Source organism: Nocardia carnea (genome assembly GCF_029869215.1).
GTDB classification, from domain to species: Bacteria; Actinomycetota; Actinomycetes; order Mycobacteriales; family Mycobacteriaceae; genus Nocardia; species Nocardia carnea_B.
The window spans coordinates 1-20,412 of sequence record NZ_JARWPM010000413.1 but is presented as its reverse complement, the minus strand read 5'-3'; the positions used below and the strand labels follow the sequence as shown (position 1 = coordinate 20,412).

Below are 20,412 nucleotides of genomic sequence, written 5' to 3'. Positions count from 1 at the left end.
CGGATGGTAGCGATGCCCTCCGACACCCCGAGGCACCGCGCTCGCCCGCGGATGGGCAGCCGATCCGCCGGCGCGGTCGGCGCCGCGCGCGAATTGCCGACGGGCCCAGCCGGGTTCCCGCTTTCCCGGCCCCGGGCGTGGAACTATCGAATTATGAGCAGACGCGTACTGAGCTATCTGGCCGGGATGCTGCTCCCGGCATTGACGGCAACCCTGCTGGCCGCCGCGCCCGCGGCCGCCACCGGCGCCTGCTCCGTGCAGACGCGACCTGTCGCGATACCGGTCGACGGTGAACAAGCCACCGGCCTGGTGTACGAACCGCGGGGCTGCGCCGTCGGCAACGCCTTGGTCGTGGCCGCGCACGGGCACAAGGGTTCGGCGGCCCAGTACTCCGACTATCTGATCTCGATCGCCGCCCGCACCGCGACTCCGATCCTGTCCATGGACCTGCGCGGCAGCCCGCAGTGGCCGACCGGCGACTGGAATCTGTGGGCCGGCTGGCGGGATCTGGTGGCCGCCACCCAGTGGTACAAGTGGGAGCATCCGCGGGTCGCACGCACCGTGCTGTGGGGTTGGAGCCAGGGCGCCATGACGTCGGGCCTGGCCGCGGCCTACGGTCCCGCCGGTTTGTTCGACTACTGGGTCGACACCTTCGGCCCCTCGGATCTGTTCACCCACTTCCAGGGCCCCGCCGCCGACTATCCCGCGCTGCAGGCCCAGATCCAGCGCGACGCGGGTGGTTGTCTCCCGGCCGTCTGCCCGCTCGCCTACGCCGAACGTTCCCCGGCGCTACAGGCCGGCCGGATGAACATCCGGCACGCCTTCCTCATCCACGGCACGGCCGACGAGGTCGTGCCCTATGCGGCCAGTATGCAGATGCGGGCCGCCCTCATGCTGGCCGGTAAGCCGAGCACGATGTACTCCATCGTCAGCGGACGAACCCTGGACGGTGTCGTGGAACCGGGCCGCCACAACGTCGGCCCGGCGCTGTTCGAAGCGGGCTGTGTGGTGGAACGTCTGCTCGTGGGCACCGAACCACTCGACGGAAACCGCGACTTCCTGGTCGATGTCGCCGCCGGGGTCGTCGCGGCGCCGCCGGCCCCGCCCGGTGCCAAATGCGCGGCCTGAACGGGTACCGGTCGCCGGGTCAGCTGTTCAAGGTCGGCCTTCCTGGCACCGTAGTGGCCGATACCGGACGCAATCGCCTACTGTCGCGGCTGCGCGCCGAGGCCCCGGGCCGACATGCCGGCCGGGCGGCGCGGTCCGGCGCCGAGCCGCCGAGCGCGTCGGCTGGGCCGTGTCAGAGGGATTTCACCCAGTTGGACAGCAACTGGGCGCCCGCGTCGCCCGACTTCTCGGGGTGGAACTGGGTGGCCGAAAGCGCCCCGTTCTCGACCGCGGCGAGGAAGCGGCTGCCGTGTTCGGCCCAGGTGAGTTTCGGGGCGGCGAGGTGGTCGCTGGGCGGGAGTTCCCAGGATCGCGCCGCGTAGGTGTGCACGAAATAGAAGCGGGTGCCGGCGTCCATTCCCGCGAACAGCACACTGTCCGCGGGTGCTTCGACGGTATTCCAGCCCATATGCGGCAGCACGGGCGCCTCGAGTTTGTCGACGGTGCCGGGCCATTCCCCGCACCCCTCGGTTTCCACACCGAATTCCACACCGCGATCGAACAGGATCTGCATCCCCACGCAGATCCCCAGCACCGGGCGCCCGCCGGCCAGCCGCTGACCGATGATGCGCTCGCCGCGCACCTCCCGCAGACCTGCCATACAAGCCGCGAAGGCACCGACGCCGGGCACTACGAGACCGTCCGCGGCGAGGGCTGCCTGCGGGTCGGCGGTCACCTCGACCCGCGCACCCGCGCGGACCAGCGCGCGTTCGGCGGAATGCAGATTGCCGGACCCGTAGTCCAGCAGAACCACCGAGGTCACGGTGTCTCCTTCACATGTACGGACCGCATCACAGCGCGCCCTTGGTCGACGGCACGCCCTGGACCCGGGGGTCGGGTTCGACGGCCGCGCGCAGTGCCCGGGCGACCGCCTTGTATTCGGCTTCGGTGACATGATGCTGATCGCGGCCGTACAGCACCCGGACGTGCAGCGCGATCCGTGCGTTGAGCGCGATGGATTCGAAGACGTGCCGGTTGAGCACCGTCGAGTACGGGGCGCCCGGTTCGTTGCGACCGCGTACCGGCGCGCCGGGGATCACGGCGTGCAGCAGGTGCTCGGGTTCTCCGGTGTGCACGCAGTAGGGGCGGCCGGAGACGTCGACGGCGGCGTGCGCCAGGGTTTCGTCCATCGGGATGTAGGCGTCACCGAACCGGCGGATGCCCTTCTTGTCGCCGAGCGCCTGGCCGAGTGCCTGCCCGAACACGATGGCGGTGTCCTCGACCGTATGGTGCGCTTCGATCTCGATATCGCCGTCGGCGCGCACGGTGAGGTCGAAACTGGCGTGGGTGCCGAGCGCGGTGAGCATATGGTCGTAGAACGGGACCCCGGTGGCGATATCGGTCTGCCCGGTGCCGTCCAGGTTCAGCTCCACCACAATGCTGGATTCCTTGGTGGTGCGCTCCACTCGCGCGGTTCGGTTCATGCTCACTTCCGTGGTCGGTTCAGCTGGTGAGTTCGGTGGCGGCCAGTTTCGCGCTGACCCGCAGGAATTCGTCGTTCTCGGCGGCCAGGCCGATGGTGACGCGCAGGTGGCCGCCGATACCGACATCGCGGATCAGCACCCCCTCGTCGAGGTAGTGCTGCCAAGCGCGGGCGGCGTCACGGAATGTCCCGAACAGCAGGAAGTTCGCGTCGCTCGGCACCACCGTGAAACCCAGTCCGGCAAGTGCTTCGGCCACCCGGTCACGCTGCGCGGCCAGTTCGGCGACGCTCGCCAAGGTCTCGTCGGCATGGCGCAGCGCGGCGCGGGCCGCGGCCTGGGTGACCACCGACAGGTGGTACGGCAACCGCACCAGCAGCAGCGCGTCGATCACCGCGGGGGCGGCGACGAGATAGCCGAGGCGGCCGCCGGCGAAGGCGAATGCCTTGCTCATGGTCCGGCTCACCACGAGTTTCGCCGGATAGCGGTCGATGAGCCCGAGGGCGCTGGGCTGCGCGGAGAATTCCCCGTAGGCCTCGTCCACGATGACGATCCCGGGTGCGGCCTCGAGGATCCGGGCCAGGTCGGCGGCCGGGATACTGTGCCCGGTGGGATTGTTCGGGCTGGTCACGAACACCACATCGGGCCGGCGTTCGGCGATGGCGGCCAGTGCGGCGTCGATATCGAGCGAGAAATCCGCCGACCGTTTCGCCTCCACCCATTCGGTGTCGATGCCCTCGGAGATGATCGGATGCATCGAATACGACGGCACGAAACCGAGCGCCCGCCGGCCCGGCCCGCCGAACGCCTGCAGCAGCTGCTGCAGGATCTCGTTGGAGCCGTTGGCCGCCCAGACGTTCGCCGCGTCGACCGGGACACCGGTCTGGCGGGTGAGGTAGGCGGCGAGGTCGGTGCGCAACGCGACGGCGTCGCGGTCGGGGTAGCGGTGCAGATCCGCGGCCGCGGCGCGGACGGCCCCGGCCACGTCCTCGATCAGTGCCCGTGTCGGCGGATGCGGGTTCTCATTGGTGTTGAGCTGCACCGGAACGGTGAGTTGCGGTGCGCCGTACGGGGATTTACCGCGCAGGTTCGCACGCAGCGGCAGGGCGTCGAGCCCGATACCGGCGCCGGGCACGGTGGGGACGGAAGCGCTCACGACAGCGCCTCGAAACGTGCCCGCACGGCCTGCCCGTGTGCCGGCAGATCCTCGGCGTCGGCCAAGGCGACGACATGTCCGGCCACATCTTTCAAGGCCGCCTCGGTGTATTCGACGACGTGGATACCGCGCAGGAAGGTCTGCACGCTCAGCCCGGACGAATGCCGGGCGCAGCCGGCGGTGGGCAGTACGTGATTGGATCCGGCGCAGTAGTCGCCGAGACTCACCGGGGCGTAGGGGCCGACGAAGATCGCGCCCGCGCTGCGGACCCGGGCGGCGACCGCGTTCGCGTTCGCGGTCTGGATCTCCAGGTGTTCGGCGGCGTAGGCGTTGACCACGCGCAGGCCCTGGTCGATATCGTCGACCAGCACCGTGCCGGACTGGCTGCCGGTGAGCGCAGCGGTCACCCGTTCGGCGTGTTTCACCACGGCCATTTGGGTGGTCAGCGCGGTGTCGACCGCGTCGGCCAGGGCGGGACTATCGGTGACCAGCACACTCGCCGCCAGCACATCGTGTTCGGCCTGGCTGATCAGATCGGCGGCCACATGTACCGGATCGGCGGTGGCATCGGCCAGGATCGCGATCTCGGTGGGACCGGCCTCGGCATCGATACCGACCAGGCCGCGGCACAGGCGTTTGGCGGCGGTGACATAGATATTGCCGGGGCCGGTGATCAGATCGACCGGTGCCAGGGCGGCGCCGTCGGTATCGGTCCCCCCGTAGGACAGCAGCGCGACCGCCTGCGCTCCGCCGACGGCCCACACCTCCTCGACCCCGAGCAGTTGCGCCGCGGCCAGGATGGTGGGATGCGGCAGCCCGCCGAACTGTTCCTGTGGTGGTGAGGCCACCACCAGCGACTCCACCCCGGCGGCCTGGGCGGGCACGACGTTCATCACGACGCTGGACGGGTAGACGGCGTTACCGCCGGGCACGTACAGGCCGACCCGCTCGACGGGGACCCAGCGTTCGGTGACGGTCCCGCCGGGCACCACCTCGGTGGTGGTATCGGTACGCCGCTGATCGGCATGCACCGCGCGGGTGCGTGCGATGGCGACCTCGAGCGCCGCCCGCACCGCCGGATCCAGTCCCGCGAGGGCGGCAGTCAGTTCCGCTGCCGGGACCCGCACGGTGGCGGGGGTGACGCCGTCGAACTTCGCGCCGTATTCCAGGGCCGCGACCGCCCCGCGATCGCGGACCGCCTCGACCACCGGCCGCACCTGATGCAGTACCGAGTCCACATCGACCCCGCCGCGCGGCAGCGCGGTGCGCAACTGCGCGGTGGTGGGGGTGCGGCCGCGCAGATCGACGCGCGCGAGCTCGATACGGGAAGTCATGGTGGTATCGGTCCTTGTCCGGCTGTCCGAGTTGACATCGTCCAGCCTAACGGGCCGGTACCACCGGTTATCCGTGTGGTCCGGGTCAGGAGATCCGGGTGTAGACGAAATCCATCTCGTGCTCCCAGGTGCGGGGGTCCAATTCGGACTCCGAGCGTTCCCAGGTGGCGCGGAGTGTGTTACCGGCCTCATCCAGGGCGCCGGTGAGCCGCTGGGAATCGCCCGGAGCGTCGCGCCAGACCCGCCACAGCGGCCCGGTGACGGCCCCGTTGAAGATCCGGCGCTCCCCGTTGCTGTCGTACTGCAGGACCTTCAGCCGTTCGGGATAGGCGTCGTCGACCCCCATGACCCAGGTTCGTTCGATGCCTGCCTCCGGCACCATGTACCGCACCAGCAGGAAGGCTTCGCCGGCCAGCCACTCGATTGTCGTCCGCCCGACGGCATCGGGGTACTTATCGGTGGTGGTCTTCCATTCACCGATCATCGCCGCCATCGCGGCGAGTGGCGAATCGGTCATCTGCGCGTCTCCCATCGATGAAGCGGACTTCGGATGTTCAGCTGCAGCGGCGACGTAGTTCGGCGACTCCTTCGCCCTCGAGTTCGTCGAGGACCACCGGGCGGCCCACCATGGCCAACGCTAGCGCCTCGCCGCGGCCCCGGACCACCGGCCCGGAACCCTTGACCCAGTCGAAATCTGTCGCGACGAACTGTAACCCCTTGGTGAGCCGCCAGGGGCGGGCGAACGGGTCGGGCCGGTCGAGTACGGCGCGCAGCCGGTCGGCGGGGATTTCGCGGGGCCGGCCGAGCGGGCGGCGGATGTCCTGCTGATGGACCAGCAGGTCGGCCAGGCCGAGGCGCGGCCACAGCCGGGAGACGGTCCGCGGCGCGGATTCGAATTCGGCGAGTAGTTCCACCGGCGTCCGGCGCGTGCCCTCCGCGGCCATGGCGTTGTTGACGCCGTCGATGGCGAAGCGGTGGCGTACCGCGATCCCGAAGTACTCCGAGAGGGTGATCGCGTCGTAGCGTAGATGTCCGATCAGGTCACGCACCCGCCAGCCGGTGCACAGGGTGGGGGCATCCCACTCCGCGTCGGACAGGTCTCGCAGGAGCGCGGTCAGCTCCGCTCGCTCGGCGGCGAGCATCCCACGAATATCCATGTCGCCCAGCCTAACCCGGCCCCGCCGGGACGGGATCGGTGACGGATCAGCGGGTATCGCTGTCGATGAGCAGCCGGCCGCCCGAAAGCACTACCCGCACTGTGGGATTGCCGGTTTGCCCACCGTAACTGAGATTGTTCACGCGCATATCGACCGACCCGTCCGGATTGTTGCCCTTGAAGGCTTCGATCCGGTTGAAGCTCTCCACAGTGCGCGTCGACCAGTATTCCTGGAACTCCGCCTGGCTGCCGTAGACCTGCTGGGCGGCCGGCGTCAGCAGCGACCACGACCCCGCGGGATCCATATAGAACTGCTCCAGCAGCTGGCCTGCCTGCACCCATTCGACCTGGCCGCTGCTCGGCGTCGTACCCAGCGCCGGGCTGGTGGCCGCCGTGGTGCCGGTGGCCCGCGGCGCCGTGGAACTCACCGAGGTATCGGCCTGAGCGGCGCTGTTGTCGCCGGAATCCGACGAACTGAACCACAGCACGCCGCCGACCACCGCCGCACCCGCGATACCGCCGATGAGCACTGCCCGCCGGACACCGCCGCCACCGGAGCCCGGCCCCCCGGCGACGGGCTGAGTGCTGGTGGGGGGATGATTCGCGGCCCGGCGCGGCGGGCGGGTGTCATAGCCGTCGTCGTCGCGGGGTTCAGGCCGCCGGCGCGGGGCCGGGGCGGGCGCCGAGCCCCGGGTGCGGCCGGGTGCGGGGCTTTCCATCGTGCTCACCGCGGCGCCGCCGGAATGGCCGTTGCGATCGTGGCCGTTGCGGTCGAAGGCTTCGCGCGCCGGGACGAACCCGACATGCTCCGCGCTCGCGCCCGGGAAACCGGCGAAGCGCGACAGCTGCTCGCGGGCCTCCTGCATGGTGGGCCGCAGCCGCGGATCCGCCTCCAGCAGATCGAGCAGGAAATCGGTGGCCGGGCCGGCGTTCTGCGGTTCGCTCACCTGGCCGTTGGCCGCCGCGTAGAGCACCTTGAGCGGGTTACCGGACCCGAACGGCGGTTCGCCCTCGAGCGCGTGGAACAGCGTCGCGCCCAGCGCGAACACATCGGCGGCCGGAGTCGGATCGGCACCCCGCGCGACCTCGGGAGCCAGGTAGGCGGCGGTTCCGCAGATCAACCCGGTCTCGGTGAGGGTCACATCACCGGTGGCCCGGGAGATACCGAAATCGGTGATCTTGACGGTGCCGTGATCGTCGAGCAGCACATTGCCCGGTTTCACATCGCGATGCACGATGCCGGCCTGGTGTGCCGCGATGAGCGCCGCGGCCACCTGTTCGCCGATCCGGGCGACCTGAGGGAGCGGCAGCGGCCCCTGCGACGACAGCACCTGCGCCAGGCTGCGCGATTTCATGTACTCCATCACCAGGCACGGATCGCCGCCGTGCTCGGTGATATCGAAGACCACGATGGCGTTCGGATGCTGGAAACGGGCCGCGTTTCGGGCCTCCCGGCTCGCGCGCTGGCGCAGCACATCGCGCTCGGCGGGCGGCAGACTCGGCTTGATATGGATCTGCTTGATCGCCACCGACCGTTGCAGACGCTCGTCGACGGCACGCCAGACCACGCCTGTGCCGCCGCTACCGATCTGCTCGACCAGGCGGTAGTGATCCGCGATCATCTGACCGGTATCGATGGCGCCTACTCCGAACTTTCTCGAAATCGTGACATTCCGCGTCGGTGCCCTTTCACATCACGCGTCGGTGACCGTTCACGCGTAACGCGTCCGTGACCTTCACGCGTTCGCCGACGAGTGTAGCGGGCGCTGCGACCGGCCCAGTGGGTGATATCACTTAACGCCGCCCCGGCCCCCGGCGCACGCCGCGGGCGGCTCCGACTCGCGACCGGGCGCGCGCCGCGGGCGAACCCCGGGCTATTACGCTGTTGCGAGTGAGTCTTGTGCTGCTGCCCGCTGTCGATGTCGCCAATGGAGAGGCCGTCCGCCTGGTACAGGGCGCGGCGGGCAGTGAAACCAGTTACGGTTCGCCCCGCGACGCCGCCCTCGCCTGGCAGGACGCCGGAGCCGAATGGGTGCATCTCGTGGACCTCGACGCGGCATTCGGCCGCGGGTCCAATCGCGAACTGCTCGCCCGGGTGGTCGGCGAACTGGATGTCGCCGTCGAACTGTCCGGCGGGATCCGCGACGACGAATCGCTGAAGGCCGCGATGGCCACCGGCTGCGCCCGGGTCAACCTGGGTACCGCCGCGCTGGAGGATCCGCAGTGGTGCGCCCGCGCCATCGCCGAGTACGGCGAACGGGTCGCGGTCGGCCTGGATGTGCAGATCGTCGACGGCGACTACCGGCTGCGCGGCCGCGGCTGGGTGAGCGACGGCGGGGATCTGTGGGAGGTGCTGGAACGGCTGGAGCGCGACGGCTGCTCCCGCTACGTCGTCACCGATGTCACCAAGGACGGCACCCTCACCGGGCCGAACCTCGACCTCCTGCGCGAGGTATGTATGGCCACCGAGGCGCCGGTGATCGCCTCCGGCGGGGTCTCGGCGCTGGCCGATCTCACCGCGATCGCCGAACTCGTGCCCGAGGGCGTGGAAGGCGCGATCGTCGGCAAAGCCCTGTACGCGGGCCGGTTCACCCTGCCCGAGGCGCTGGCCGCCGTCCGTTGATCGTGCGCGGGCAGGGCCATACACCGATCGCGAGAATCCGGGAGCCGAGGCGATGACCAGGGCAGAGACCGAATTGGCCGGACTGCTGACCACGGCGGCCGAGGTGCTCGACGGTGTCGGGGACCGCTTCCTCGAAGGGCTCGGCGCACCGAGCGCGGTCGCGAAGGGGTCGCGCGATTTCGCCACCGAACTCGATCTGGAACTCGAGCGCACGATCTCCGAGCAGTTGCAGGTCCGGACGGGTATCGAGGTGCACGGTGAGGAGTTCGGCGGCCCGGCCCTCACCAGCGGCACCGCCTGGGTGCTGGACCCCATCGACGGCACCTTCAACTATTCGAACGCCCACCCGCTCACCGGCACCCTGCTCGCGCTGGTCCGCGACGGGGAACCGGTGCTCGGGATGGCCTGGTTCCCGCCGCTGGACCGCCGCTACGCCGCGCTCGCCGGGGGGCCGCTGCTGGTGGACGGGGTGGCGCAGCCCCCGTTGACCGCAGGCGTGCTCGACGAGGCGATGATCGGGTTCGGCGCCTTCAATATCGAATCCACCGGCCGTGTGCCGGGGTTGTTCCGGCACCGGGTGCTCGGTGCGCTGAGCCGGTTGTCCTCGCGCGTGCGCATGCACGGTTCCACCGGTATCGATCTGGCCTTCACCGCCGACGGCACCCTGGGCGGTGCCATCGTGTTCGGCCACCATCCGTGGGACAACGCGGCGGGCGCACTCATGGTGCGCTGCGCGGGCGGCATCGTCACCGACCTCGAGGGTGCCGAGTGGACCATCGAATCCGGTTCGGTACTGGCCGCCGCCCCGGGGATCCACGCCGAACTACTGGACATGATCGCCGCGACCCGCGGCGCCGCGGCCGCCCCGGTGGGCGATGATCGCGATACGGCTATCAGGGAGCAGCAATGACTCTGGCGACACGCGTCATCCCCTGCCTGGACGTCGATGCGGGCCGGGTGGTCAAAGGCGTCAATTTCCAGAACCTGCGGGATGCCGGTGACCCGGTCCAGCTGGCCGCCGCCTACGACGCCCAGGGCGCCGACGAACTCACCTTCCTCGATGTCACCGCCTCCAGCGGCGACCGCGCCACCATGTTCGACGTGGTCACCCGGACCGCCGAGCAGATCTTCATCCCGCTCACCGTCGGCGGCGGCGTCCGCACCGTCGAGGATGTGGACCGGCTGCTGCGCGCGGGCGCGGACAAGGTCTCGGTGAACACCGCCGCCATCGCGCGGCCCGAGGTGCTGCACGAGATGTCGCAGCGATTCGGGTCGCAGTGCATCGTGCTCTCGGTCGACGCCCGTACCGTGCCCGCCGGCGAACCGGATACGCCGTCCGGCTGGGAGGTCACCACGCACGGCGGCCGTCGCGGCACCGGGATAGACGCGGTGGAATGGGCCGTCCGTGGAGCCGAACTGGGTGTGGGCGAGATCCTGTTGAATTCGATGGACGCCGACGGCACCAAAACCGGCTTCGACCTGCCGATGATCCGCGCCGTGCGGGCCGCCGTCCCGATCCCGGTGATCGCCTCGGGCGGCGCCGGCGCCGTCGAGCATTTCGCGCCCGCGGTCGAGGCCGGGGCGGACGCGGTACTGGCCGCGAGTGTCTTCCACTTCGGCGACCTCACCATTGCGCAGGTCAAGGACGCCCTGCGGGCGAACGATCTGGTGGTGCGCTGATGAGCCTGGACCCGGCGATCGCGGCGCGGCTCAAACGCACCGATGACGGCCTGGTGGCCGCCGTCGCCCAGGAACGCGCGACCGGCGATGTGCTCATGATGGCGTGGATGGACGACGAAGCGCTGGCCCGCACCCTGGCAACCCGCCGCGCCACCTACTATTCGCGCTCGCGGCAGCAGTACTGGGTCAAGGGGGAGACCTCCGGGCACACCCAGTACGTCCACGAGGTCCGGCTGGACTGCGACGGCGATACCGTGCTGCTCGTGGTCGATCAGGAGGGCGCGGCCTGCCACACCGGCACCCACACCTGTTTCGACGCCGACGTGCTGCTCCCGTCCGAACCGGCCTGAGGCCGCACGCGCGCAACGGGAATCGACCGGGTGGCCGCCGCCCTCGGGCTGGTGCTGCTCGCCGTGGGAGTGGTCGCCGTCCGCCGCCGGGCGGGAGTGCCGCGCAAAACGCCCGGAGCTACTGGGGTGCGCGGCCGAGCACGGTGCTCAGATGCGTGGTGAGCGTCTCGCCGAGCTCGGCCAGGGCCGCGGTCTGCTCGGCATCCAGCCCGTCGAACACCAGCCGGCGGACCACGTCCATGTATCCGGGAGCTGTCTCGACGACCTTCTGGTGCCCCTCCTCGGTGAGCAGGGCCAGCACCCCGCGGCGGCCGGTGGTGGCGGTACGCCTCGCCCAGCCCATCCGCTCGAGTTTGGACACGACATGCGAAAGCCTGGATAGCGATGAATTTGCCCGTTGCGCGAGTTCGCTCATCTGCAGCCGGCGATCCGGTGCCTCCGAAAGGAGGGTGAGTACCCAGTACTCGAAATGGGTCACGCCGGATTCCCGCTGCAGGTCGGTGTCCAGTGCCCCCGGCAAGCGGTTGAGCAGTGCGACCACCGCGCGCCAGGCCCGTCCTTCGACCGGGTTCAGCCACTCCGTCACTAGTCCGCCTTCTCTCCGGCCCGGTGACGATAGCGGCAGGGTCACCCGGCTGTAGGAGAAGTTTGCCACGACTTCGCTCGAGAGTGTGTCAACTCGGAAGTCAAGGTGAGGCCATTCACAGCCGGGGTCGCACTCCCGCCGTTATGCGGTGGTTCTGCCGCGCAGGAACTCCAGCGCCCGATCGGCGTGCACATTCGCGCGCAGTTCGCTGCTGATCACGGTGAGTACCGTGCGGTCGGTATCGATGACGAAGGTGTGTCGTTTGACGGGCATGAGTTTGCCCAGCAGTCCCCGTTTGACCCCGTAGCTCTCGGCCACGGCGCCGTCGGAATCCGACAGCAGCGGGTATTCCAGCCGCTGCGCGCCCGCGAACCCGGCCTGGACGTCCACGGCATCGGCGCTGATCCCCGCGCAGCCGGCGCCGAGTGCGGCGAACTCGGCGGTCAGATCGCGGAAGTGGCACGCCTCGGCGGTGCACACCGGCGTGTTGGCGGCGGGGTAGAAGAAGAGTACGAGTGGCCCGCCGGCCACCAGGGAATCGAGGGAACGGAGGGTGCCGGTCTGGTCCGGTAGTTCGAATGCCGGGGCGAGCTGGCCGATCTGCATACCCAGGACAGTACCGGCGGGCACCTGCTCGTGGGGTGCGTCGAGCGCGCCCGGCGCCCGGCTGGAAAGATGGTTCGAATGCACGGCGCTCCCGCGACAACCACCCGCGAACGATTCCGCGAACTCGCCGCCGAACACCGGGTCGTCCCGGTGACCCGGAAGGTGCTGGCCGATTCGGAGACACCGCTGTCGGCCTACCGCAAACTCGGCGGTGACCGGGCGGGGACCTTCCTGTTCGAATCCGCGGAGAACGGCCGGTCCTGGTCGCGCTGGTCGTTCATCGGCGCGGGCAGCCCGGCGGCGCTCACCGCCGTCGACGGTGCGGCCACCTGGCTGGGCGCCACCCCGGCCGGCGCCCCCTCGGGCGGTGACCCTCTCGACGCGCTGCGCGAGACCCTGGAGTTGCTGCGCACCGAACGGCTGCCCGGCCTGCCCCCGCTCACCGGCGGTATGGTCGGCTACCTCGGCTACGACGCGGTGCGCCGGATGGAACGGCTCCCCGAACACGCCGCCGACGATCTGCACCTGCCGGAGATGGTGCTGCTGCTGGCCACCGATCTGGCCGCGTTCGATCACCACGAAGGCGCGATCACCCTGATCGCCAACGCCGTGAACTGGAACGGCACCGCCGACAATGTGGACGCCGCCTACGACGACGCGCTGGCCCGGCTCGACCGGATGACCGCCGCGCTGGCCGCCCCCGCGGTCTCCACGGTCTCGGTGTTCGACCAGCCCGAACCCGACTATCGCCGAGCCCGCACACCGGACGAATTCGGCGCCGGGGTACGCCGCCTGGTCGCCGAGATCGAGGCCGGTGAAGCCTTCCAGGTGGTGTTGTCGCAGCGTTTCGAAATGGATTACGGCGGCAGGCCCATCGACCTCTACCGGATGCTGCGCGCGGCCAACCCGAGCCCGTACATGTTTCTCCTGCACATCCCCGACAGCGCTGGGGAGACCGCGTTCTCCATCGTCGGGTCCAGCCCGGAAGCGCTGGTGGCCGTGCAGGACGGGGTCGCGACGACGCATCCGATCGCGGGTACCCGCTGGCGCGGCGCCACCGAGGAAGACGATCTGCTGCTCGAGAAGGGCCTGCTGGCCGACGAGAAGGAGAACGCCGAACACCTCATGCTCGTCGATCTGGGCCGCAACGATCTGGGCCGGGTCTGCGTGCCGGGAACGGTGCGGGTCACCGAGTACCGCCACGTCGAGCGCTACAGCCATGTGATGCATCTGGTCTCCACGGTCACCGGCCGGCTGGCCCCCGGCAAGATCGCCCTGGACGCGGTGCGCGCCTGCTTCCCGGCCGGCACCCTCTCCGGCGCTCCCAAGGTCCGGGCCATGCAGCTGATCGAGGAACTCGAACCGACCCGCCGCGGTGTGTACGGCGGCGTGGTCGGTTACCTCGATTTCGCCGGTGACGCGGATACCGCCATCGCCATCCGCACGGCCCTGCTCAAGGACGGCACCGCCTACGTTCAGGCGGGCGCGGGCGTGGTGGCCGATTCCGAGGCCGAATACGAGGACACCGAATCCCGCAACAAGGCCATGGCCGTGCTGCGCGCCGTCGCCGCCGCCGAAACCGTGCGCGCCTTCGGCGACGAACCGGCCGGGGACGAGGACCGCGAATCGGTCGCCGCCTCCTCCGGAGGGGGCGTATGACCGCAGGCGACGCCGCCCCCCGCAACACCGCCGGCATCCCAGACCCCGAGGACGGGTCCGGGCGCTCCACCGCGCCACAAGACACCGGATCCGGCGCGGCCGCGCGCACCGGGGAGTCGGCTCCCATCGAGGTGAGCCCCAGCGCCGGCCCAGGCGTGGTCGGCGCAGCCGGACCCGGCGCTGTGCGTCCCGGCCCCCTCGACTGGGGTGATGAGCAGGACTTGGCCGAGGTCGCACCGGCGCCTGCCCGGGGCGGTCGCTATCCGGTCGCCGCGATCGCGTTGCTGGCATTCGGGGCGGCGGCACTGTGGGGGTCCTCCCGGCTCACCTGGGTCACGGTGACCTCCGCGGACGGGTTGACCGAGCCGCGGACCGACGAACTGAACGGCGGGGTCTGGTTCGGTGCGCTGACGCCCTTGGCGCTGGTCCTGCTGGCGGCGATCGCCGCCGTCCTCGCCACCAAGGGCTGGGTGCGCCGGTTGGTCGGGGTGGTGGTCGCGTTGATCGCCGCGGTGACCGCGGTGCCGGCGCTGGCGCTGCTCACCGGGTCCGGTGCCACCGAGCAGCGGGCCGCGGATCTCGCCGAACTCCCCGGCCGGGCCGAGGTCCAGGAGTTGGTGACCGCCGGCGCCCCGGCCGTGCTCACCCTGTGCGGCGCGCTGGCCGCCTTCGGCGCCGGGCTCCTCCTCGCCCGCATGCCGTCGGGTGCCAAGCAGTTGTCGGGCAAGTACGACAACCCCGCCACCCGCAAGGCCGCGGCCACTCGCGCCGTCCAGGAACGCGAGTCGGGTGATGTGCTACCCGAACGCGTGCTGTGGGACGCGCTGGACGCCGGTGCCGACCCCACCGATCCCACCGGCCCGGCCGAGTCGCCGGATCTCCCCGGCGCCACGGCGCGTCCCCGCGCCGCGGGAACCGAGACGGCGGTACCGGGCTCCGTCGTGCCGGAGCAACCGCACGGCGATCCGGCAGGCCGGGACAGCGCCGCGGATCCCGAGCGCGACCGGCGCGGGTCCGGCCCCGCGGATCCGCCCGGTACCCCATAGCACTCCGATCGAAACCGGGTGACCCGCCCCCGGCTTCAGCGCGCCGCGGCCTGCCATTTACTCTTGTTCAGCATCGGTGAGACAGCGCCTGGGGGAATCCTGCAGGCAGTAACTCGCGTGTCTCCCCAGAAAGGATTCGAGCCAGATGACGGTACTCGACTCGATTCTCGACGGGGTCCGCTCGGATGTAGCCGCTCGGGAAGCGGTGCTGGACTTCCCCGCGGTGAAGGCAGCGGCCGCCGCCGCGCCCCCGCCGCTCGATGCGAAGGCCGCACTTCTCGAAGACGGAATCGGCGTGATCGCCGAGGTGAAGCGGGCCAGTCCCTCCAAGGGGGCGCTCGCCGAGATCACCGACCCGGCCAGCCTCGCCAAGGCCTACGAGGACGGGGGCGCGCGGATCATCAGCGTCCTCACCGAGGGCCGGCGTTTCCACGGGTCGCTCGAGGATCTGGACGCGGTCCGCGCCACCGTCAACATTCCGGTGCTGCGCAAGGATTTCGTCGTGGGCCCGTATCAGATCCACGAGGCGCGCGCCCACGGTGCGGATGTGATCCTGCTGATCGTCGCCGCCCTGGAACAGGACACCCTGGCCTCGCTGATCGATCGCACCGAATCCCTCGGGATGACCGCGCTGGTCGAGGTACACACCGAGGAAGAGGCCGACCGCGCGCTCACCGCCGGTGCCAGCGTGATCGGCGTCAATGCCCGCAACCTCAAAACTCTCGAAGTCGATCGGGACTGCTTCTCCCGGATCGCGCCGGGGCTACCCACCGAAGTGGTGCGGATCGCCGAATCCGGAGTGCGCGGTACCGCCGATCTGCTCGCCTACGCGGGGGCCGGTGCGGATGCGGTCCTCGTCGGCGAGGGCCTGGTCACCAGTGGTGATCCCCGTGCCGCGGTCTCCGAACTGGTCACCGCCGGCACGCATCCCTCCTGCCCCAAACCGGCCCGGCGGGGGCGCTGATGGCGGCGCACGGATCGTCCACCGACACCCCGTTGCCCGCGGCCAGCAAAGGCGTCGCGCAGCGTAGCGAGCACGAGCCCGACGAGGGTGGCCACTTCGGCGTCTACGGCGGCCGGCATGTGCCCGAGGCGCTGATGGCAGTGATCGAGGAGGTCACCGCCGAATACGACAAGGCCCGGCTGGATCCCGGTTTCCTCGGTGAACTGGATCGGCTGCAGCGTGATTACACCGGCCGCCCGTCGCCGGTGTTCGAATGCACGCGCCTGGCCGAACACGCGGGCGGTGCGCGCATCCTGCTCAAACGTGAGGACCTGAACCACACCGGTTCGCACAAGATCAACAATGTGCTCGGGCAGGCGCTGCTGGCCAAGCGGATGGGCAAGACCCGGATCATCGCCGAAACCGGCGCCGGGCAGCACGGGGTCGCCACGGCCACCGCCTGCGCCCTGCTCGGCCTGCGGTGCATCGTGTACATGGGTGCGGTCGATACCGCCCGGCAGGCGCTGAACGTGGCCCGGATGCGGCTGCTCGGCGCCGAGGTCGTCTCGGTGACCCTCGGCTCGCAGACCCTCAAGGACGCGATCAACGAGGCCCTGCGCGACTGGGTCACCAACGCCGACGACACCTACTACTGCTTCGGCACCGCCGCCGGTCCGCATCCCTTCCCGATGATGGTGCGTGATTTCCAGCGGGTCGTCGGGCTGGAGGCCCGCGCCCAGGTGCAGAGCCTGACCGGCCGGCTTCCCGATGCCGTCGCCGCCTGCGTGGGCGGCGGATCCAACGCGATCGGCATCTTCCATGCCTTCATCGACGATCCCGCCGTCCGGCTGGTCGGCTACGAAGCCGCCGGTGACGGGGTGGAAACCGGCCGGCACGCGGCGACCTTCGCCGGTGGTTCGCCGGGGGCCTTCCAGGGCGCCTACTCGTACCTGCTGCAGGACGAAGACGGCCAGACCATCGAATCGCATTCCATCTCGGCCGGACTGGACTATCCCGGCGTGGGCCCGGAGCACGCGTTCCTCAAAGATATCGGCCGGGCCGAATACCTGCCGGTCACCGATACCGCCGCCATGGACGCCCTGCTGCTGCTCAGCCGCGCCGAGGGCATCATCCCGGCCATCGAATCCGCACACGCCGTAGCGGGCGCCCTGGAATTGGGCCGTGAACTCGGCGAGGGCGCGATCATCCTGGTGAACCTGTCCGGGCGCGGCGACAAGGATATGGATACCGCCGCCCGCTGGTTCGGGCTCTTCGACGATCCGGACACCGGCAAGGAGAACGGTCAGTGAGTTCCGAATCCCGTCTCGGCGCCACCTTCGCGGCCTGCCGGGCAGACGATCGTGCGGCGCTCATCGGCTACCTGCCGGCCGGGTATCCGGACCTGGAGGGTTCCCGCCGGGTCGTGCGGGCGATGGTCGAATCCGGTTGCGATATCGTCGAAGTCGGGGTCGCCTACTCCGATCCGGTGATGGACGGGCCCACCATCCAGGCCGCCGCCGATCAGGCACTGCGCGGTGGTGTCCGGGTTCGTGATGTGTTCTCCGTGGTCGAAGCCGTTACCGAGGCGGGCGCGCAGGCGGTCGTGATGAGCTACTGGAACCCGGTGCTCAAATACGGGGTCGACCGGTTCTCCCGCGACCTCGCCGCGGCGGGCGGCGCGGGCATCATCACCCCGAACTTGATCCCGGAGGAAGCCGGCGATTGGTTCGCCGCCTCCGACGCGCACCATCTGGACCGCATTTTCCTGGTGGCGCCGTCGTCCACCGAGGAACGGCTGTCCGCGACCCTCGACGCCACCTCCGGATTCGTCTACGCCGCCTCCACCATGGGCGTCACCGGCGCCCGGGACGCGGTCTCGACCATGGCACCCGCGCTGTGCGCCCGGATCCGCGCGCACAGCGATATCCCGATCGGTGTCGGCCTCGGGGTGCGCTCCGGCGCGCAGGCCGCCGAGATCGCGGCCTACGCCGACGGCGTGATCGTGGGTTCGGCCCTGGTCACCGCCGCCGCCGAAAGCCTCGACGCGGTGCGTGCCCTCACCGCGGAACTGGCCGGGGGAGTCCGGGCCGCCGCGGTGGCATCCTGATCCCGGCCTGCTGATATGCGCGGGTGGCGGCGGTCGAATTCTGACCTGATCTGCCCTGCGGCCCGCTGCCCTGAGGACTCGGAATACCCGGTACGCGGACTTGCCGACCCGCCCGGCGGGCCCTGCGCGCCAACTCGGCCGATGGCCGTACTTGCGAACGGAGCCTCCTGGACTACGGTTGCCCCGTGACCGTTCTTGCCGTACCGGAGACCGCCTCGACCGCCGGAACCCCAGGCGGCGCCATTCCGCCCGCCACCGAACTGCTGGCCTACCTACCCAGCCCGCCGCAGGGCGTCTGGGAGCTCGGGCCGTTCCCGCTGCGCGCGTACGCGGTGTGCATCATCCTCGGCATCGTCGTCGCCATCTGGTGGGGCGAGAAACGCTGGCGTGCCCGCGGCGGTGAAGCCGGGGCCGTGCTGGACGTCGCGGTATTCGCCGTGCCGTTCGGGCTCATCGGCGGGCGGCTCTACCATGTGGCCACCGACTGGCAGAAGTATTTCGGCGCGGACGGCAACCCGATGGACGCGCTCAAGATCTATCAGGGCGGTCTCGGTATCTGGGGTGCGGTGTTCCTCGGCGGTATCGGCGCCTGGATCGCCTGCCGGATCTACAAGATCCCGCTACCCGCCCTCGGTGATGCCATCGCGCCGCCGATTCTGCTGGCCCAGGCCATCGGCCGGCTCGGTAACTACTTCAACCAGGAGCTCTACGGCCGCGAAACCGAGGTGCCGTGGGGTCTGGAGATCTACCTGCGCTTCGACGAGTCCGGCCGGCTCGACATGATGAACGGCGTCTCCTCGGGCGAGGTGCAATCCGTCGTCCATCCCACCTTCCTGTACGAGCTGGTGTGGAACGTCGCGGTGGTCGTGGCGCTGGTGTACATCGACCGGCGGTTCCGCATCGGGCACGGGCGCCTGTTCGCGCTGTACGTGGCCGGTTACTGCTTCGGGCGGTTCTTCGTGGAACTGATGCGCGACGACGAGGCCACCCAGATCGCCGGTATCCGGATCAACTCGTTCACCTCCGCGCTGGTGTTCCTGGCCGCGATCGCCTACTTCCTGTTCGCGACGAAGGGCCGGGAAACCGCGGATCAGCTGCAACCGGGCGCAGGGCCGCGTCCGTGGCCGTGGCAGTGGGGAGCCCTGCGGGCAGCGGGCGCCGCGGAACCGGGTTCCACCACCGGCGAACCTGCCGAACCCGCCGGAGACGAGTCCACGAAGCCGGCTCCGGACACCGACGCCGAAACCGCCGGTGACGCCGCCGAGGCCGATATGACGAAGGACGCCCTCGCGAAAGACGTCGCAGACGAGGAGTCGCCGAAATCCGCGAGCGAGGAAAACACCACGGACTCGAAGCCCGGCGCGAAAGAATCCACCCGGGACGAATCCGGCACCGCACACACCGATCCTGCATCCCATGAGCAGGCGGACTCCGCAGCCGGCGCAACGGAGAAGGCCTGAGCAGCCAGGTCTCCTATACCGTCCACCTCCGTGGTTCGGGGCCCGTCTCGTTCTGGAGCGGCGGAGTGAAGAACGAGACTCCGGGGGCCCCGAACCGGCGACGCCGGAGGCGGCGCAATCGAACACAGAGCGTCGGAGTGAAAGAACGCGACCAAGGGCCCGAACCCCTGCGTCGCCGTAGGCGGCGCCATGCACAGGACAGGGCGTTGCGAAGCGGCTACCGTGGCCGTCTGGCAGCATCTCGGGGGAGGGGAGGCGAGAAATCGGTTGTCCTCCAATACCGGGGGCACCACGAAGGAGGAGAATGTGACCGATCCGTACCAGCAGGGCGGACCTCAGTACGGCCCGCCGGGTACCGGCCCGGATCTGAGCAAATCACCCGGGGCGCCGGGTTATCCGTCGCAGCCGCAGGCCCAGCCGTACCCGTCGCAGCCGTACCCGTCGGAGCCGTACGGGGCGCAGCCGTATCCTGGCCAGCAGCCCTATCCCGGGCAACCGGACCCGCAGTACGGCGCCGCACCGGGCTACGGGCAGCCGGGCCCCGGCTACGGCGCGCCCATGGGGTACAACCCGATGGACCCCGAGGCGCCGTACGGCCGCGATATGTACGGTGTGCCGCTGTCGGACAAGCAGAAGTTGGTGGCGGGGCTGCTGCAGATCTTCCTCGGCGGGTTCGGTGTCGGCCGGTTCTACATCGGTGACACGGGTATCGCCATCGGCCAGATCGCGGCCACCATTTTCACCTGCGGAATCGTGGGACCGATCTGGGGTCTCATCGACGGCATCATGATGCTCACCGGCAAGGTGACCGACTCCTACGGCCGTCCCCTGCGGGACTGAGCCGCTCTGCCGGGAACGATATGCGGGTCCGCTGCGGTGGGCCCGCTTTCGTCGTTTCCGGCGGTTCGTTCGTGTCGACTCCAGGAATTTCGCCGCGGGTAACAGGTCCGTCAAACCGGTGGTTCATCCTGGGGTGGGCGGCGTTGGGCCGCCGTTCACCCGAAGTTCGGCGGTGGGGGCCGGGGGGGGGGGCGGGCGGGGGGGGGCCCCCCGCGGGGAGTTTGGTGGGGGAGTGGGGGGGGGGGGGGTGGTTTTGTGGTCCCGCGGCCCGGCCCCGC

General features: G+C 70.1%; 20 protein-coding genes and 1 pseudogene. 12 read left to right on the top strand and 9 right to left on the bottom strand.

The window, feature by feature from the left end; translation table 11 throughout:
* Positions 1–153: 153 nt before the first annotated feature.
* Positions 154–1,128 carry an alpha/beta hydrolase family protein gene (locus QH276_RS30160; RefSeq protein ID WP_280399135.1) on the top strand — a complete coding sequence of 325 codons (975 nt, stop codon included), beginning with the start codon at positions 154–156 and terminating at the stop codon, positions 1,126–1,128.
* 172 nt (positions 1,129–1,300) lie between these two features.
* On the opposite strand, the gene hisH is transcribed toward QH276_RS30160, so the two are convergent.
* The 7 genes from hisH to QH276_RS30125 form a co-directional block, all read right to left on the bottom strand.
* Positions 1,301–1,921 carry an imidazole glycerol phosphate synthase subunit HisH gene (hisH, locus tag QH276_RS30155; protein WP_432278633.1) on the bottom strand — a complete coding sequence of 207 codons (621 nt, stop codon included), beginning with the start codon at positions 1,919–1,921 and terminating at the stop codon, positions 1,301–1,303.
* Between the two features lie 37 nt (positions 1,922–1,958).
* Entirely contained in the window at positions 1,959–2,591 is a 633-nt protein-coding gene (gene hisB / locus QH276_RS30150) for an imidazoleglycerol-phosphate dehydratase HisB (RefSeq protein WP_280399133.1), read from the bottom strand.
* Between the two features lie 19 nt (positions 2,592–2,610).
* On the bottom strand, positions 2,611–3,744 hold the full coding sequence (locus tag QH276_RS30145) for a histidinol-phosphate transaminase (RefSeq protein WP_280399132.1): 1,134 nt from the start codon (positions 3,742–3,744) through the stop codon (positions 2,611–2,613).
* A complete protein-coding gene (hisD, locus tag QH276_RS30140) occupies positions 3,741–5,078 on the bottom strand; it encodes a histidinol dehydrogenase (protein WP_280399131.1) in 1,338 nt (445 codons plus the stop codon). Before hisD ends, QH276_RS30145 begins: the two co-directional genes overlap by 4 nt.
* Before the next feature lie 85 nt (positions 5,079–5,163).
* Positions 5,164–5,595: a hypothetical protein gene (locus tag QH276_RS30135; RefSeq protein WP_280399130.1), complete on the bottom strand. Its 432-nt coding sequence runs from the start codon at positions 5,593–5,595 to the stop codon at positions 5,164–5,166.
* Between the two features lie 37 nt (positions 5,596–5,632).
* A complete protein-coding gene (locus QH276_RS30130) occupies positions 5,633–6,235 on the bottom strand; it encodes a maleylpyruvate isomerase family mycothiol-dependent enzyme (protein WP_280399129.1) in 603 nt (200 codons plus the stop codon).
* Positions 6,236–6,281: 46 nt separating this feature from the next.
* Positions 6,282–7,856, bottom strand: a complete 1,575-nt coding sequence (locus QH276_RS30125; RefSeq protein WP_280399128.1) for a serine/threonine-protein kinase — start codon at positions 7,854–7,856, stop codon at positions 6,282–6,284.
* A 269-nt stretch (positions 7,857–8,125) separates the two neighbouring features.
* On the opposite strand from QH276_RS30125, the gene priA reads away from it, so the two are divergent.
* From priA to hisI, 4 genes are read left to right on the top strand one after another with little or no spacing between them, the layout of a single operon-like run.
* The gene (priA, locus tag QH276_RS30120) at positions 8,126–8,857 is read left to right on the top strand and encodes a bifunctional 1-(5-phosphoribosyl)-5-((5-phosphoribosylamino)methylideneamino)imidazole-4-carboxamide isomerase/phosphoribosylanthranilate isomerase PriA (RefSeq protein ID WP_280399127.1); all 732 of its coding nucleotides are present in this window, start codon (positions 8,126–8,128) and stop codon (positions 8,855–8,857) included.
* Between the two features lie 52 nt (positions 8,858–8,909).
* Positions 8,910–9,767, top strand: coding sequence for an inositol monophosphatase family protein (locus QH276_RS30115; protein WP_280399126.1), 858 nt, complete (start codon positions 8,910–8,912; stop codon positions 9,765–9,767).
* Positions 9,764–10,537 (top strand): imidazole glycerol phosphate synthase subunit HisF, encoded by a 774-nt coding sequence (hisF, locus tag QH276_RS30110; protein ID WP_280399125.1) that lies wholly within the window; start codon positions 9,764–9,766, stop codon positions 10,535–10,537. Before QH276_RS30115 ends, hisF begins: the two co-directional genes overlap by 4 nt.
* Positions 10,537–10,887: a phosphoribosyl-AMP cyclohydrolase gene (hisI, locus tag QH276_RS30105; RefSeq protein ID WP_280399124.1), complete on the top strand. Its 351-nt coding sequence runs from the start codon at positions 10,537–10,539 to the stop codon at positions 10,885–10,887. Before hisF ends, hisI begins: the two co-directional genes overlap by 1 nt.
* A 118-nt stretch (positions 10,888–11,005) precedes the next feature.
* Here hisI and QH276_RS30100 read toward each other — a convergent pair whose 3' ends face one another.
* Both QH276_RS30100 and QH276_RS30095 read right to left on the bottom strand, forming a co-directional pair.
* Entirely contained in the window at positions 11,006–11,473 is a 468-nt protein-coding gene (locus QH276_RS30100) for a MarR family winged helix-turn-helix transcriptional regulator (RefSeq protein WP_280399123.1), read from the bottom strand.
* A 141-nt stretch (positions 11,474–11,614) separates the two neighbouring features.
* Positions 11,615–12,079, bottom strand: coding sequence for a peroxiredoxin (locus QH276_RS30095; protein ID WP_280399162.1), 465 nt, complete (start codon positions 12,077–12,079; stop codon positions 11,615–11,617).
* A gap of 78 nt (positions 12,080–12,157) precedes the next feature.
* Between QH276_RS30095 and QH276_RS30090 the strand changes: the two genes are divergently transcribed.
* The 7 genes and pseudogenes from QH276_RS30090 to QH276_RS30060 all read left to right on the top strand — a co-directional run bounded on the left by QH276_RS30090 (position 12,158) and on the right by QH276_RS30060 (position 20,134).
* Positions 12,158–13,738: an anthranilate synthase component I gene (locus QH276_RS30090; RefSeq protein WP_280399122.1), complete on the top strand. Its 1,581-nt coding sequence runs from the start codon at positions 12,158–12,160 to the stop codon at positions 13,736–13,738.
* Positions 13,739–13,959: 221 nt separating this feature from the next.
* Positions 13,960–14,616: pseudogene (locus QH276_RS35630) on the top strand (TIGR02234 family membrane protein); the annotation flags it as partial.
* A gap of 313 nt (positions 14,617–14,929) precedes the next feature.
* Positions 14,930–15,748 carry an indole-3-glycerol phosphate synthase TrpC gene (trpC, locus tag QH276_RS30080; RefSeq protein WP_280399120.1) on the top strand — a complete coding sequence of 273 codons (819 nt, stop codon included), beginning with the start codon at positions 14,930–14,932 and terminating at the stop codon, positions 15,746–15,748.
* Positions 15,748–17,037, top strand: a complete 1,290-nt coding sequence (trpB, locus tag QH276_RS30075; RefSeq protein WP_280399119.1) for a tryptophan synthase subunit beta — start codon at positions 15,748–15,750, stop codon at positions 17,035–17,037. Before trpC ends, trpB begins: the two co-directional genes overlap by 1 nt.
* Complete coding sequence (gene trpA / locus QH276_RS30070) at positions 17,034–17,834, top strand: tryptophan synthase subunit alpha (RefSeq protein ID WP_280399118.1); 801 nt, start codon at positions 17,034–17,036, stop codon at positions 17,832–17,834. Before trpB ends, trpA begins: the two co-directional genes overlap by 4 nt.
* A 242-nt stretch (positions 17,835–18,076) precedes the next feature.
* Positions 18,077–19,294, top strand: coding sequence for a prolipoprotein diacylglyceryl transferase (gene lgt / locus QH276_RS30065; RefSeq protein ID WP_280399161.1), 1,218 nt, complete (start codon positions 18,077–18,079; stop codon positions 19,292–19,294).
* A 306-nt stretch (positions 19,295–19,600) separates the two neighbouring features.
* On the top strand, positions 19,601–20,134 hold the full coding sequence (locus tag QH276_RS30060; protein ID WP_280399258.1) for a TM2 domain-containing protein: 534 nt from the start codon (positions 19,601–19,603) through the stop codon (positions 20,132–20,134).
* The last annotated feature ends 278 nt before the right edge of the window (positions 20,135–20,412 follow it).